The sequence below is a fragment of the Arthrobacter sp. 10N43 genome, from assembly GCF_056394525.1.
Genome location: NZ_JBFTIA010000003.1, coordinates 315838 through 330508, shown reverse-complemented (window position 1 = coordinate 330508; position 14671 = coordinate 315838). Strand labels below are relative to the sequence as shown.

Here is a 14671-nt window from a genome sequence, read left to right as displayed (position 1 = left end):
CTGTCAGGGCATGAACCGGTAGCCGATTCCGGCCTCGGTGAGCAGGTGGCGGGGGTTGGCCGTGTCCGGTTCCAGCTTGCGCCTCAGCTGGGCCATGTAGACCCGCAGGTAGTTCGTCTCCTTCGCGTACGCCGGCCCCCAGACCTCGGAGAGCAACCGCTGCTGCGTGATCAGCTTTTCCGGATTCCGGACCAGCACGTCCAACATTTTCCACTCCGTGGGGGTCAGCCGGACGTCGTGTCCGTCCCGGACCACCCGGCGCTTTCCCAGATCCACCGTGAAGTTCTCCGTGCTGACCACGGCCTCGTGTTCCGGTTCCGTGGTGCGGCGCAGCAGCGCGCGGAGCCGGGCCAGGAGTTCATCCAGGCCAAAGGGTTTGGTGATGTAGTCGTCCGCGCCGGCGTCGAGGGCCTGGACTTTGTCCTCGGAGCCGTGGCGGGCGGACAGCACCAGGACGGGAACGCTGCTGAATGCGCGCAGCTCCCGGATCACCGCCGTGCCGTCCAGATCCGGCAAGCCCAGGTCCAGGATCACCACCGACGGCGGCTCCTGCCTGGCCTTGAGCAGCGCGGACCGGCCGTCCGCCGCCGCGGAAACGTCGTAGCCGTGGCCCTGCAGAGTGATGCGCAGTGCCCGCAACAGATGCGGATCGTCGTCGACCACCAGGACGGCGGTCATGGCGCGTCCCGCCCGGCCGCCGACGGCGACGGTGCCGGGGACGATGCTGGGGACGGCGGCAGCGGGCGTCCATGGTGGCGGCCGGTCAGTGCCGATTGCGGTTCCAGCGGGGCCTGGCCCGTTTGGGCGTCGAAGGGTTCGCCGCTGGAGAGCGGGAGCGTGATGACCATGGTCAGGCCGCCGCCCGGCGTCGGCTCAGCCGTCAGGCGTCCGCCCATCGCCTCGGTGAAACCCTTCGCCACCGCAAGGCCGAGCCCGACGCCGGCGGCCTGGGCGGCGTCGTCGAGGCGCTGGAACGGGCGGAACATGTCCAGCACCCGCTCCGCCGGGACGCCGCGGCCGTGGTCGATGATGCGCAGCTCGCCGGCCGGGCGCCCGGCGAGCGTCGCCTGGCTCAGCCCGCCGGCGGTTCCCGCCACCACGATGTCGGAGTCGGGTGCGTACTTGACTGCGTTTTCGACAATGTTCGCGACGACCCGCTCCAGCATGCCCTGGTCGGCGTCGATCTCGGGCATGTTGGCGGGAAGCTCCACGCGCACCCGGCCCGGCGGGACGCCGTGCAGGGCGCCCGGGATGACTTCGTACCAGCGGAGGGGACGCAGCTGGGGGCTGGCCGAGTCCGAGGTGATGCGGGACATGTCCAGCAGGTTGCCGACCAACAGGTCGAGCCGGTCGGAGCATTCCTCGATCGTGGCCAGCAGCTCCTGCTCCTCCTGTGGGGAATAGCGGGCCCCGGGCTGCCGGAGGCCGCCGACGGCGAGCTTGATCCCGGCCAGCGGGGTCCGGAGATCGTGGGAGACCGCGCGGAGGATGGAGGTGCGCATGGTGTTGCTCTCGGCCAGGCGCATCATTTCGCGCCGGCTGGCCACGAGCTGCTGGCGCTCCAGCTGTGCGGCCACGTGCACGCCGAACGCGGCGAGGAGCCGCCGGTCGCTGGCCGGCAGGATCCGGCCGTAGAGGACCAGCCGGGTGGTGGAGTCGATGTCCTCGATGTTCTCGCCGTCGGGACCTTGACCATCTTGACCTTGACCATCTTGACCTTGACCATCTTGGCGTTGGCCGTCCGGGCGGTGGCCGTCGGCCGGGACCTCGCCGGCGGAGGCCAGGAGCCGCCAGTCTCCCTCGCCGTCGGCCGCCTGGCCGAACAGGGCCGTCCCGCGGACCTGGAAGACTGTCCTGGCCTGCTCGAGCAACGCCTGGACAGTATCGTCCGAGCCGGCCGCCCCACGGGTGAGGTCACTGAGGGTGGTGGCCTCGGCCCTGGCCCGGGCGGCCTCCTTCGAACGGCGGGCGGACAGGTCCACCACCACGGCCACGGCCGCCGACACCCCGAGGAAGACGAACAGCGCCAGGAAGTTCTGCGCGTCGCTGATGGTCAGGTTGCCCAGCGGGGGAGTGGAGAAGTAGTTCACCAGCAGGCTGCTCCACAGAGCGGCCAGGACTGCAGGCCACAGGCCGCCCACCAGGGCGACGGCCACGGAGCCGCTGAGCTGGACCAGCATGGCGGTGGCCAGGCTGTGGTCCGGATTCACGATGGAGAGCAGCAGTTGCAGGACCGCAGGCACGAGCACGGCCAGGATGAAACCCACGGCAACCCTGGCCCTGCCCAGATCGCGGGGGCGCGGCACGCCCGTGCCCTGGCCGCCGAGCGGATGCGAGACCATGTGGACATCGATGTCCCCGGAGCCGCGCACCACCCGGGTGCCAACACCGCCGCCCAGGAGGCCGCCCAGCAGGCTGCCCAGCAGGCTGACGATGTTTTTGTGCCGGGAGATGCCGACCACGATTTGGGTGGCGTTGACGCTGCGGGCGAAGTCCAGCAGGGCGGTGGCCGGGTCCTCTCCGGCCACGACGTGGTAGCTGCCGCCCAGGTCCTGGACCAGCCGCCGTTGCCGTTCCAGCGCCTGCGGCGACTCCGAGGCGACACCATCGGCGGCGCGCACATGCACTGCCAGGAGGTCCCCGCCGCTGACGCGGGTCAGGATGCGCGCCCCGCGCCGGATGAGCGCCTCGCCCTCAGGTCCGCCGGTCAGGCCCACGACGATGCGCTCGCGGGCGGGCCAGCTGTCCTGGATCCCGTGCTCGGCCCGGTACTTCGCCAGGCCCTCGTCCACCCGGTCGGCCAGCCACAGCAAGGCGAGCTCGCGCAGCGCGCTGAGGTTGCCGAGCCGGAAGTAGTTGGAGAGGGCCGCGTCGATCTTGTCCGCGGCGTAGATTTTTCCGTCGCTGAGCCGTTGGCGCAACAGCTCGGGCGGGATATCGACCAGATCGATCTGGTCGGCGCGCCGCACGACCTCGTCCGGGACCGTCTCTGCCTGCCGGACATCTGTGATGGCGCTGACGACGTCGCCGAGGGACGCCAGATGCTGGATATTGACAGTGGAGAGGACATTGATCCCGGCGGTGAGGAGTTCGTCCACGTCCTGCCAGCGCTTCTGGTTGCGGCTGCCCGGGACGTTCGAGTGGGCGTATTCGTCCACCACCGCGGTTTCGGGGGCGCGGGCCAGGACTGCGTCCACGTCCATTTCCTCGAAGTCCGCGCCCCGGTAGCTCAGCGCCCGGGGCGCAATGACCTCCAGGCCCGCCATGAGGGCCCTCGTGTCGGCACGGCCGTGGTCCAGCGCGAAGGCGACGGCAACGTCCTCGCCCCGCTCACCGAGTCTGTGGGCTTCCTCCAGCATCTCGTAGGTTTTGCCCACTCCGGGCGCGGCCCCCAGGAAGATCCGCAGCGTTCCACGTGCCATGTCGTCATTCTGTCACTTGGAGGCGGACACGGGCGACGCGGCGGCAACTGCCAGGTTCAGCGCGGTCACGTTCACGGCGGGCTGCCCCAGGAATGCCGCGGGGCCGGTACTGGTTTGCCGCGCCACGAGCTCTGCCACGGCCTCGGTGCTGAGGCCGTGTGCGGCGGCCACACGTGGGACCTGGAGGCGGGCGTAGGCCGGGGAGATGTCCGGGTCCAGTCCGGAACCGCTGGCGGTGACGGCGTCGGCCGGGACCTCTGCTTCGGGGACAGATTCTGCCTGTGCGACGGCTGCGCGGTTGGCCGCGATCGCCTCCGCCAGTTTGGAGTCGTTGGGGCCAAGGTTGCTGGCCGAGGACGACGCAGGGTCCCACTTTACGGCGGAGGGCCGGGCATGGAACCAGCGCGGGTCCTGGGCGCCGGCGTCGTCGGCCGGCGCCTGGGCGATCAGGGAGGACGCGGCGGGGTGTCCGGCCGGGTCCTTGATGATGGAGCCGTTGGCCTGCGCCGGAGCGATCAGCTGGCCCGCGCCGAAGACGGCCAGGGGATAGCAGAGGCCAAGGACCACGGTGGCGAGCGCGAGGAACCGCAGCGCAGTCCCGGCCTGCCGGAGATAGCCGGTGAGTGTATTCATGGGGAGTTCCTAGCCGATTCCGGGGATGAGGGCGATGACGAGGTCAATGATCTTGATGCCGATGAACGGCGCCACAAGGCCGCCCAGGCCGTAGATCAGCAGGTTCCGGCCGAGGGCTTTGTTGGCCGAAACCGGGCGGTATTTCACGCCGCGGAGCGCCAGGGGCACCAGCGCGATGATGATGAGGGCGTTGAAGACCACGGCGGAGAGGATCGCCGAGGACGGCGAGGCCAGGCCCATGATGTTCAGCAGCCCCAGCCCGGGGAATACCCCCGTGAACAGGGCCGGGACAATGGCGAAGTACTTCGCGACGTCGTTCGCCACCGAAAAAGTGGTGAGGGCACCGCGGGTGATGAGCAGCTGCTTGCCGATCCCGACGACGTCGATCAGTTTGGTCGGATCGGAGTCGAGGTCCACCATGTTGGCTGCTTCCTTGGCCGCGGGGGTGCCGGAGTTCATCGCGACGCCGACGTCCGCCGCCGCGAGGGCGGGGGCATCGTTGGTGCCGTCACCGGTCATTGCGACCAGGCGGCCCTGGGACTGTTCCCGTTTGATGACCGCGAGCTTGTCTTCCGGCGTCGCCTCGGCCAGGAAATCGTCCACCCCGGCCTCGGCGGCGATTGTGGCGGCCGTAATGGCGTTGTCTCCGGTAATCATGACGGTCCGGATCCCCATCTTCCGCAGCTCGGCGAAACGTGCGTGCATGCCTGGCTTGACGACGTCGGCCAGGTGGATCGCGCCAAGGACTTCCGCGCCGTCGGAGCCGGCCCGGGCCACAAGCAGCGGGGTGCCGCCCTGTGCGGCGATGGCGTCGACGTGCCGGAGCATGTCGGCCGGCGTGGATCCGCCGCGGTCTGCCACGAAGGCCGACACCGCCGACGCAGCGCCCTTGCGGATCTGCCGGGCATCGGTGTCCAGCCCGCTCATGCGGGTGCTCGCGCTGAACTCGACCACTTCGAAGACTCCCGCGCGCGCCTGCAGCTGCGCGAGGCTGGGTCCGGCCAGCCCGCGGCTGGCGGCGAGGTCGGTGATCGACCGGCCCTCCGGTGTTTCATCGGCCAGGCTGGACAGCCACGCCGCCTCGGCAAGGGCAGCGGGTTCCGTGCCGTCCGCCGGGAGGAAGTCAACGGCCCGGCGGTTGCCGAAGGTGATGGTCCCGGTCTTGTCGAGCAGGAGGGTGGTGATGTCGCCGGCAGTTTCCACCGCCCTGCCTGAGGTTGCCAGCACGTTGTGCTGCACCAGGCGGTCCATGCCGGCGATGCCGATGGCCGGGACCAGGGCCCCGATGGTGGTCGGGATCAGGCAGACGAGAAGAGCGACCAGCACGATCGGCGACGGCGTGGCCCCGGCGAGGGACGCGAATGGCGCGAGCGACATGGTCACGGCCAGGAAGACGATGGTGAGAGAGACCAGCAACACGTGCAGGGCGATCTCATTCGGGGTCTTCTGGCGTACCGCGCCTTCCACGAGCTTGATCATCCGGTCCACGAATGTCTCGCCGGGGGCGGCGGTGATCCGGATGAGGATCCGGTCCGAGAGGACCCTGGTTCCGCCGGTCACGGACGACCTGTCGCCGCCGGATTCGCGGATCACGGGCGCGGATTCGCCCGTGATCGTGGATTCGTCCACACTGGCGACGCCGTCGATGATTTCACCGTCGGAGGGGATGACGTCGCCCGCCTCGCAGACCACCACGTCACCGACGCGCAGCTCCGTGCCCGGGACATCCTTGAAGGACCTGTCGGCCTGCCGGAGCCGCGCCATGACGCCTTCCCGGCTGGCGCGCAGGCTGTCGGCCTGTGCCTTGCCGCGGCCTTCGGCGATGGCCTCGGACAGCGTGCCGAACAGCACCGTGAGCCACAGCCAGACAGTGACGGCGACGCTGAAAACGGAGGGACGGAACACGCAGATGATGGTGCAGAGCAGCGCCCCGGCTTCGACGACGAACATGACCGGGGAGTGGACCATCTGCCGCGGGGCAAGCTTCTTCAGGGCCAGCGGCAGGGCCGTGGCCACGCTGGCAGCGGTCAGTTTCGCGGGGGCCTTGGTGTGGTGCTTGTGCTCGCCCGGGGTGCCGAGCAGGTTGCCGTCAACCAACGTGGCGGCGGTTTTCGAAGGGGTCGGGGTCATTGGAGGAGTCCTTCTGCGAGGGGGCCAAGTGCCAGCGCCGGGAAGTAGCTCAGTGCTGTCAGGATGACGGTGACGCCGAGCAACAGGGCCGCGAACAGCGGTCCGTGGGTTGGCACGGTGCCGGAGGAAACGGGGACTTTGCCCTGCCGGGCCAGCGAGCCGGCAAGGGCCAGGACCAGCGCGATCGGCAGGAAGCGGCCCAGCAGCATGGCCACGCCCAGCAGGGATGAAAGGTATGGGCCGGAGCTGGTGATCCCGCCGAACGCGGAGCCGTTGTTGTTGGCCCCCGATGTGAAGGCGTACAGCACTTCGCTGAACTGATGCGGTCCGGAGGCCGGGGCATTGGCCATGACGTCAGGCAGCAGCACCGTGACTCCGGCGAGGGCGAGCACCAGCACCGGGGTGACCAGGATGTACATGGCGGCAAGCGTCATTTCCGTGGGCCCGATCTTCTTGCCCAGGTATTCGGGGGTGCGCCCCACCATCAGGCCCGCGATGAACACCGAAATGATCGCGAGGACCAGGATGCCGTACAGCCCCGAGCCGGTCCCGCCGGGGGCAACTTCGCCAAGCATCATGTTCACCATGGCCATACCGCCGGCCAGCGGGGGCAACGAATCGTGGGCGACGTTGACGGCGCCGGTGGAGGTCAGGGTGGTCGACGCTGCGAAGATCGCGCTCGGAGCGCCGCCGAAACGCTGTTCGAAGCCTTCGCCCAGCCCGCCCGCGGCAGCGGTGGCGGCACCCTGTGCGCCGGCGACCGCCCAGCCGGTCATCGTCGTCGACATGAGCCACAGCGTGCCCATGACGGCGACCACCGTGAAGCCCTGGCGGCGGTCGCCGACCATGCGGCCGAAGGTGTACGGCAGCGCCGACGGGATGAGCAGGAGCAGGAACACCTGGAACAGGCTGATGACGGCGTTGGGGTTTTCAAAGGGGTGGGCGGAGTTGGCGTTGAAGTAGCCGCCGCCGTTGGTTCCCAGGATCTTGATGGCTTCCTGGGAGGCCACGGGGCCGCCGGGAATGAGCTGGGAGACACCGGTGGCCTGGTTGGTGACCTCGGTTGGCCAGAAGTTCTGGACCACGCCGCCGAGGACCATCAGGATGGCCGCCACGAATGCCAGGGGCAGCAGGACCCGGAAAGTGGTCCGGGCGAGGTCCACCCAGAAGTTCCCCAGCCGGTCGGTGCGGGTCCTGGCGATGCCGCGGATCAGGGCGACCGCGACGACCATGCCGACGGCGGCGGAGAGGAAGTTCTGCACGGCCAGCAGCGCCATCTGCACGAAAATGCCGACGGTCGTTTCGGGGACGTACGCCTGCCAGTTGGTGTTGGTGACAAAGGAGATGGCGGTGTTCATGGCCACCCACGGGTCGACGCCGGGCAGGGCCCCGGCCCCGGGCAGGACGGCCTGGGCGCGCTGGAGCCCGAAGACGGCCAGGATCGACACAGCCGAAAAGACCAGGACGCTGCGCAGGTACACGGACCACGTCTGTTCGGTGCCTGCGTCGACACCGGACAGGCGGTAAAGGATCCGCTCCGCCCGGGTGGACGTGGTGGATTCATAGACGCGGGCAAGGTAGAGGCCCAGCGGTTTGTGGACGGCGGCGAGGGCAAGGACCAGGGCCCCGAGCTGGAGGAGGAAGGAGGCGGTGTTGAACGTCATGCCCGGCTCACCACTTCCCGGGTTGGATCAGGGCTGCCACCAGATAGCCGAGCAGGCCCAGCCCGGCGAGCAGCAGTGCCAGCCACATGAGTGCGTCGGCGTTCACTGCCTTCCCTCCCGACGTTCGCCGGTCCCGCCGACCATTCGGGGGAGCAGTTGCCCTATCCACATCACGAACCCCATGGAAGCCATGAAGATCCCGATCACAGCCATGTCGGCCATTGCGCGTTCCTTTCCTCGGTACCCCGCTGCGGGGGACAGCACCAGTCAAACCCCGCCAAAGGCGCGAAGCGCCGGTTTTAACGCTTCTTTGATGGTTATGGCCCGGATCTTGACGCGGCCTTAGCGCTGCCCCGCCGCGGGCTGGGGCATACCCGAACCCCGGCCCGGACGGGCCCCGCGCAGCCGCGTTAAGCAGCCGCGTTAAGGAAGCATCAGGATTGCCCGCCGGAGGGCTGCAGAGGTTGCGGGCGCTGGTACTGTCCCGGATGGAAGCGGTGCTGTGCGCCGCGTGGAAAGGACATCATGACCACCCTCAGCCGGCCCCCGGCAGACCCGTCGGCGCCGAGGCCCGGCGCAGGAGAGCACTTCAGGAACTGGCTGCTGTTCGGCCTCCAGGATGCCAAGGGAGTCCATCAGGGCCCCGGGGCCGTGAGTGACAGCCACCTGAAAAAGCACACGTGGTGGCAGGTCATGTGCCTCACCGGCGTGGACTACTTCTCCACCCTCGGCTACCAGCCCGCCATCGCCGCGCTCGCGGCCGGCGTGATCTCCCCGCTGGCCACCCTGGTGCTGGTTGCCGTGACCCTGCTGGGCGCGCTGCCGGTGTACCGCCGGGTGGCCGGGGAAAGTCCGCGCGGCGAAGGCTCCATCGCCATGCTGGAGCGGCTGTTGCCGCGCTGGGGCGGGAAACTGCTGGTCCTGGTGCTCCTCGGGTTCGCCGCCACGGACTTCATGATCACCATGACGCTTTCCGCCGCCGACGCGACGGCGCACGCGATTGAGAACCCGTTCGCCCCCGCCTGGATGCAGGGCCAGAACGTCGCGGTGACGTTGTTCCTGCTGGCGCTGCTGGCAGCGGTGTTCCTGCGCGGCTTCAAGGAAGCGATCGGCGTCGCGGTCGTCCTAGTCGGCATCTACCTGGGCCTGAATGTCGTTGTCGTGATCACGACCCTCTTCGAAACGTTCACCCATCCCGTTGCCGTGGATGACTGGTGGGTGGCCTTGACCACCCAACACGGCAGCCCGCTGATGGTCGTGGGGATCGCGCTGCTGGTGTTCCCGAAACTGGCCCTGGGCCTCTCGGGGTTCGAGACCGGCGTCGCCGTCATGCCGCAAATCCGCGGCCGCGCCACGGACACCGAGGAGAACCCCGCGGGCCGGATCCAGGGCGCCCGCCGCCTGCTGACCACGGCCGCCGTCATCATGAGCGCATTCCTTGTCACCACGAGCTTCACCACGGTGGTGCTCATCCCGGCGCAGGACTTCCAGCCCGGCGGCCCGGCGAACGGGCGTGCCCTGGCATACCTCGCCCACGAATACCTCGGCAACGGCTTCGGCACCGTCTATGACCTGAGCACCATTGCGATCCTGTGGTTCGCCGGCGCTTCCGCCATGGCCGGGCTCCTGAACCTCGTGCCGCGCTACCTGCCCAGGTACGGCATGGCCCCTTCATGGGCCCGCGCCGTGCGGCCGCTGGTCCTGGTCTTCACACTCGTGGGGTTCATGATCACCTGGCTGTTCGACGCCGACGTCGACGCCCAGGGCGGCGCCTATGCCACCGGCGTCCTGGTCCTGATGACCTCGGCGGCGGTCGCGGTGACCTTGTCCGCGCGGAGCCGGCGGCAGCGCAAGCGCAGCATCGGGTTCGGCGTCATCGCCGTCGTGTTCATCTACACCACGGTGGCCAACATCTTCGAGCGGCCCGAAGGCATCCGGATCGCGGCGTTCTTCATCCTCGGGATCATCGTGATCTCGCTGCTTTCGCGCCTCCGGCGCTCCTTCGAGCTCCACGCCACGCACGTGCGGATGGATACGCCGGCCCTGGAATTCCTGGCCGCGAACGAGACCGGACCCATCGCGATCATCGCCCACGAGCCGCTGTGGCTCACCGCCGAGGCGTACCGGGACAAGCTCACTTCCGCCATCGAGGTCAGCCATCTCCCGGTGGATTTCCAGGCGCTGTTCCTCGAAGTCGTGGTGGATGATTCCTCGGACTTCGAGACCGCACTCGAGGTCCGCGGGGTGGTCCGGCACGGGTATCAGGTCCTGGAGGTCCACGGGCCCGTGGTGCCGAACACGATCGCCTCCGTGCTGCTGCACATCCGCGACGTCACCGGCCTGATGCCGCACATCTACTTCCGCTGGACCGAGGGAAACCCGTTCACCAACCTCCTGCGGTTCCTGGCCTTCGGCGAGGGCGAGATCGCCCCGGTGACCCGGGAAGTCCTGCGCGAGGCCGAACCGGACGTCACACGCCGCCCCTGGGTCCACGTCGGCTGACCCTGCCGGGAACGCGCAGGCCATGGAACACCAGCGCCCGGGAACACCAGCGCCCGGGAACACAAACGCCCCTCCGGAGGAGTCCTCCGGAGGGGCGTTGTGGTCTTCGGGGAAAGTGTCCCGGCCGGGCGGCCGGGGCAAATCCTGAGTACTTAGAGCGGGCGGATGTTCTCAGCCTGCGGGCCCTTCGGGCCCTGCGTGACGTCGAATTCAACCTTCTGGTTCTCGTCCAGCGAGCGGTAGCCGCTGGTGGCGATTGCCGAGTAGTGGGCGAAAACGTCGGCCGACCCGTCATCCGGGGCAATGAAGCCAAAACCCTTTTCGGCGTTGAACCATTTAACTGTGCCTGTAGCCATGCCTTTATCCTTCTGAAATGCTGCTGATCTCCGGCGGCCATGAGGCCAACGGCTGCGGAGACATTCGTCCGCTGTCCCCAACGTACGGTGCGACGGGCCGCGGTGCAAGGGTCTAATGCGGGTCTTCGTCTCGGTAGTTTGCATTCGTCATGCCGAAGCCGAGGCTTCGAACAGCGCAATCAGGTCCCGGCTGATCTGGTATGGCGACGTCTCGCTGGGGCTGTGGCCGCCGCGGTAGACCGCTATCCGTGCCCCGATCGACTGCGCGAAGTGGCGGTGCAGTGGCAGGGGCCAGAGGTCATGTTCGCCGACGGCGACGAACTTCGGCACCGTCGCCGCGGCCAGGACCCGGCGCAGATCCGGGGTGTGCTTCATGAGGCCGATGATGTCCACCACCGAGGAGCGGCGCGTGAACGCGAACCGGCTTCTCACAAACCGCAGCCGCTGGGGCGCCACCCTGGCCACGTTGCTCCGGATGCCCCAAATCATCAGGGCGGTGCCGACCCTGCTGTTGACCAAGCCGCTGAACCAGCCGATGAACCGTAGCCCGCGGAAACACTGCCCGGGCTCCGGCGGGCAACTGATCAGGGTCAGGCTCAGGAACTTCTCCGGCCGTTGCCTGAAGGCCAGTTGGGCGACGGTTGCGGCGAAGGAGTAGCCCACGACGTGCGCCGAGCCTTCCGCGGCGTCCAGCATGGCCAGGAGGTCGTCGCGGAAGAGCTCGTAGTCGTAGCGGCACCGCGGTGGAACGAGGTTTTCGGGCCCGGCCCGGGCGGATTCATACTGTCCGGCAATGTCGCAGCTGAGCGCAAAATATCCGGCCGCGGCGAGTTCGGGCAGCATCAGGACGAAGTCTTCCTTGGAACCGGTGGCGCCCGGGATGAGCACGACGCGCGGATTCCCGGGATCTCCGGTGGCAATGGTCGCCAGGGTGCCGCTGGGCGCCTCGAACTCCCCCCGCACCACGCCGTCGGGGAGGAGGGACCAGTCGAAGTCGGGCAATGCGGCGTCCCGGCGGGCGGCGCCATCCACCAGCCCCGAACCGAAACGCTCTGGCTCTGGGTGGGGCGTGCCGTGTGGGTTGCTGCCAGCAGACACCATGAACTTAACATAGCCCCTTCGTCGGGTCAGCCGGCCAGGCTGCCGGCGGTTGCCGCAGGGAGCGGGGCGTCCACGTGCCGCACCGTTCCGGCGGATCCGTCCACGGTCACCCGCTGGCCGGTCCGCAGCCGGGTGGTCGCGTCCGGCACGCCCACGACGGCCGGGATGCCGTATTCGCGGGCCACCACGGCGCCGTGCGAGATCACCCCGCCCATTTCCATCACCAGGGCGCCGGCGGTCATGAACAGCGGTGTCCAGCCCGGGTCGGTGGAGGGTGCCACAAGGATTTCCCCGGGCTCGAGGCGGGCTCCCACCGGATCCAGGATGACCCGGACCGTTCCGGTGGCGGTGCCTGCCGACGCCGGTGTCCCGGTGAGGGCGCCTGAAGCGGGGGACTTGGCCATGACGGCGGCCTCCACGTCCGTTCCGTCGGAGAGCAGGAGCCGGGGAATCCGGCGTCGGCGCAGTTCGACGTCGTAGAGCCGGCGGCGGTCCGTGACGATGCCCTGGAGATTGGCGCCCCGCAAACCCACGCGGACCTCGTCGGCTTCCAGGAAATACACATCGTCCGCAGCGGCGATCGCACCGGAGCGGGCCAGTTCGGTGCCGATCGCGTTGAATTGGCGGTGCATCTCCGCCAGCGCGAGGACGATGTAGAACTTGGGCAGTTCGCGCAGCCCGGACAACTGCCGGGTCCGGTGCAGGCAGAATTCCACCAGCCGGGCGCGGAAATGGCTCCGGGCCCGGGTCCGTTCCACCAGGGTGCGGATCCTGGCCTCGGCATGTTCCTCGGCGCGGGCGAACTGCCGGTCGGGGGCCTGCTCGGGGTCCTCCACGTGCAGATAGTTCGAGAGCATGCCGAGGATGTGGTCCGGTTTCTCCGACCACCGCGGCATGCCGAGGTCGATCTCCGCCACGGCGCGGTGGCCATAGCGCTCCAGGAACCCGTGCAGGCCAGTCTGTGCCACCCCGGGCAGCGTGCCGGCCGCGTACATGCCGGCGAGCTCTTTCGGGCCGTGGGCCAGGAACGCCTCACGGGACGCATCATTCGAGCGGATCGTGACGGCCAGCTGCCAGAGTTCAAGGTCCATCTCGGTGGTGACGTTGTTGGGCAGCCCCCGCAGAACAGCCTCGAGTTCCCTCGGTTCGGCGATGCCGCGCAGCAGCCTGCGGGCCCCGGCCAGCAGGAGGTAGCCCACGGACGGCCCGGGCAGTGTCGCCGTGATCAGCCCGTCCACGGTTTGGTCCAGGATGCGCTGGGTATGGTCGAGCCGGCCGAAGGCGGTGGCCGGCTCGGGAAGGGCGAGCTCGGCTTCGAGCTGCTTTCCGTAGTCGAAGGCGTGGCGCAGTTCGGCGGCCGGCCGCACGGCGGCCCTCACCATGGATGGAACCAGCCGGACCGTCAGGCCCAGGCCTCCCAGTGCGCTGGGTCCGCGCGCTGCGGGCTTCCGTGCCGCGGGGCTGTCCGCTCCCGGCTTTCGGAGTGTCCTGCTCGCGGCTGCGCCGGGTCGTGCCCGCCTCGGCCGCCGCTCGCGCACGCCGAACCGCGGATCCTCCAGGAGCGCCGGGAAAACCGCGCCCGACCTCCCGTCAGCGAGCGGGAGTATCCGCAGCAGGTAGCGGCGGCCGTACTTGCTGCGCACCATGGCCGTCACGTCCACGTACATGCGCAGTCCCGGGTTGACGTACTGCCATGGCCCGTTGCGGTTTCGCATGGAGCCCAGCGCGGAGAGCCCCATGGGGGTCAGCGGCCGGGTCAGGCCCTGGAGCAGGCTGCCGCACAGGTACACGCGGGGTTCGACGGCGGCCCCCGACTCGGCGCCGAGGGGTTCCGCGGCTGCCGGGTCCGGCAGCGGATACAGCGTGGTGATGGGCCGCGATTGTGTCACCCAGATCTTGCCCGCGCCGTCGATCACCCATTCCACATCCTGGGGTGCGCCGAACAGCCGCTGGATGGTCTCGCCCAGGGCCGTGAGTTCGCGGATCCGGGCGTCGTCCAGGCTCGGACGCCGCCTTCCTGCGGTCCCATGCAGTGAGCGGAGCAGGACGCGTCCGGTGGCCGTGTCCGCGACGAAATGGTCCGGGTTGACGCTGCCGGAGACCACTGCCAGGCCCGGACCGGCGCTCGCATCGATGACCGTTTCGGTCCGCGTGCCCGTCACGGGGTTGGCCGTGAACAGCACGCCGGCTGTGGTGGCGCCGATGTAGTCCTGGACGACGACGGCGAGCCCGGCGTCGCCGTGGCTGATCCCGTTCGCGGAGCGGTAAGCCACGGCCCGTTCGGTCCACAGTGAGGCCCAGCAGCGCCGGGCCGACTCGACCACGGCGTCGGCCCCGGAGATGTTGAGGAAGGAATCCTGTTGCCCGGCGAAGCTGGCGAAGGGCAGGTCCTCGGCAGTGGCGGAGGACCTGACCGCCACGGTGGCCCTGCGGCCCAGCCCGGCATACGCGGCGCGGAGCGCGGCGTCGACATCGGCGGGAATAGGCGCGGTCACGATCATTTCCCGAGCCTGCCTGGCCAGTTCGCCCAGATCGGTTCCGGGGTCCAAGCCCGTGTGGCCTGGGCTGCCATTTTCTGGTGATTGCGGTGCTTCCTGCTGTGCGGCGTCCAGACGTGCGGCCAGTGCGTTCAGTTCTGCCGGGGCAGCCTTCCGGTAGGCGGCCGTGGTGAGGCAGAAGCCGCGCGGCACCGGGAATCCGGCCGCCGTGAGCCTGCCGAGGTTCAGGGCCTTGCCGCCCACGAGCGGCAGGGGAGCGGATCCCAGTTCGCTAAGATCCACGACGAGGCTTTCCGGTGCCCTGCCCTCTGCAGAACCCATATCCCTGCTCCCACGTCCCGTCCGCATGCCTAGGCCGCGTATTC

At 69.1% G+C, this 14671-nt stretch carries 10 protein-coding genes; 1 reads left to right on the top strand and 9 read right to left on the bottom strand.

The genetic code is table 11. The annotated features are described in order from the left end of the window. Positions 1-3: 3 nt before the first annotated feature. Genes AC1DDO_RS06340 through AC1DDO_RS06315 form a run of 6 tightly spaced genes read right to left on the bottom strand, consistent with a single transcriptional unit; the run spans position 4 to position 7955 of the window. Complete coding sequence (locus AC1DDO_RS06340) at positions 4-678, bottom strand: response regulator (RefSeq protein ID WP_441408117.1); 675 nt, start codon at positions 676-678, stop codon at positions 4-6. Further along, positions 675-3422: a DUF4118 domain-containing protein gene (locus AC1DDO_RS06335; protein ID WP_476971627.1), complete on the bottom strand. Its 2748-nt coding sequence runs from the start codon at positions 3420-3422 to the stop codon at positions 675-677. The genes AC1DDO_RS06340 and AC1DDO_RS06335 overlap by 4 nt, the downstream gene beginning before the upstream one ends. Positions 3423-3434: 12 nt before the next feature. After that, the gene (gene kdpC, locus AC1DDO_RS06330) at positions 3435-4055 is read right to left on the bottom strand and encodes a K(+)-transporting ATPase subunit C (RefSeq protein ID WP_476867017.1); all 621 of its coding nucleotides are present in this window, start codon (positions 4053-4055) and stop codon (positions 3435-3437) included. Between the two features lie 9 nt (positions 4056-4064). Beyond that, positions 4065-6185, bottom strand: a complete 2121-nt coding sequence (gene kdpB / locus AC1DDO_RS06325) for a potassium-transporting ATPase subunit KdpB (protein WP_476867018.1) — start codon at positions 6183-6185, stop codon at positions 4065-4067. After that, positions 6182-7849 carry a potassium-transporting ATPase subunit KdpA gene (gene kdpA / locus AC1DDO_RS06320; RefSeq protein WP_476867019.1) on the bottom strand — a complete coding sequence of 556 codons (1668 nt, stop codon included), beginning with the start codon at positions 7847-7849 and terminating at the stop codon, positions 6182-6184. The genes kdpB and kdpA overlap by 4 nt, the downstream gene beginning before the upstream one ends. 7 nt (positions 7850-7856) lie before the next feature. Beyond that, the gene (locus AC1DDO_RS06315; RefSeq protein ID WP_441408112.1) at positions 7857-7955 is read right to left on the bottom strand and encodes a potassium-transporting ATPase subunit F; all 99 of its coding nucleotides are present in this window, start codon (positions 7953-7955) and stop codon (positions 7857-7859) included. Positions 7956-8374: 419 nt separating this feature from the next. On the opposite strand from AC1DDO_RS06315, the gene AC1DDO_RS06310 reads away from it, so the two are divergent. Beyond that, positions 8375-10351 carry an APC family permease gene (locus AC1DDO_RS06310; RefSeq protein WP_476971626.1) on the top strand — a complete coding sequence of 659 codons (1977 nt, stop codon included), beginning with the start codon at positions 8375-8377 and terminating at the stop codon, positions 10349-10351. 152 nt (positions 10352-10503) lie between these two features. Here AC1DDO_RS06310 and AC1DDO_RS06305 read toward each other — a convergent pair whose 3' ends face one another. From AC1DDO_RS06305 to AC1DDO_RS06295, 3 genes are all read right to left on the bottom strand, one after another. Further along, positions 10504-10707, bottom strand: a complete 204-nt coding sequence (locus AC1DDO_RS06305; protein ID WP_009357211.1) for a cold-shock protein — start codon at positions 10705-10707, stop codon at positions 10504-10506. Positions 10708-10854: 147 nt separating this feature from the next. Then, the gene (locus AC1DDO_RS06300) at positions 10855-11808 is read right to left on the bottom strand and encodes an alpha/beta fold hydrolase (protein WP_476867021.1); all 954 of its coding nucleotides are present in this window, start codon (positions 11806-11808) and stop codon (positions 10855-10857) included. Between the two features lie 26 nt (positions 11809-11834). Next, positions 11835-14627, bottom strand: coding sequence for a PEP/pyruvate-binding domain-containing protein (locus AC1DDO_RS06295; RefSeq protein WP_476867022.1), 2793 nt, complete (start codon positions 14625-14627; stop codon positions 11835-11837). Positions 14628-14671: the final 44 nt, after the last annotated feature.

Excerpts from the sequence above, each read along its gene's own strand:
- AC1DDO_RS06335 (WP_476971627.1), bottom strand. The coding sequence starts at position 3,422 with ATGGCACGTGGAACGCTGCGGATCTTCCTGGGGGCCGCGCCCGGAGTG.
- kdpC (WP_476867017.1), bottom strand. The coding sequence starts at position 4,055 with ATGAATACACTCACCGGCTATCTCCGGCAGGCCGGGACTGCGCTGCGG.
- AC1DDO_RS06340 (WP_441408117.1), bottom strand. The coding sequence starts at position 678 with ATGACCGCCGTCCTGGTGGTCGACGACGATCCGCATCTGTTGCGGGCA.
- AC1DDO_RS06300 (WP_476867021.1), bottom strand. The coding sequence starts at position 11,808 with ATGGTGTCTGCTGGCAGCAACCCACACGGCACGCCCCACCCAGAGCCA.
- kdpA (WP_476867019.1), bottom strand. The coding sequence starts at position 7,849 with ATGACGTTCAACACCGCCTCCTTCCTCCTCCAGCTCGGGGCCCTGGTC.
- AC1DDO_RS06305 (WP_009357211.1), bottom strand. The coding sequence starts at position 10,707 with ATGGCTACAGGCACAGTTAAATGGTTCAACGCCGAAAAGGGTTTTGGC.
- AC1DDO_RS06295 (WP_476867022.1), bottom strand. The coding sequence starts at position 14,627 with ATGGGTTCTGCAGAGGGCAGGGCACCGGAAAGCCTCGTCGTGGATCTT.
- kdpB (WP_476867018.1), bottom strand. The coding sequence starts at position 6,185 with ATGACCCCGACCCCTTCGAAAACCGCCGCCACGTTGGTTGACGGCAAC.
- AC1DDO_RS06310 (WP_476971626.1), top strand. The coding sequence starts at position 8,375 with ATGACCACCCTCAGCCGGCCCCCGGCAGACCCGTCGGCGCCGAGGCCC.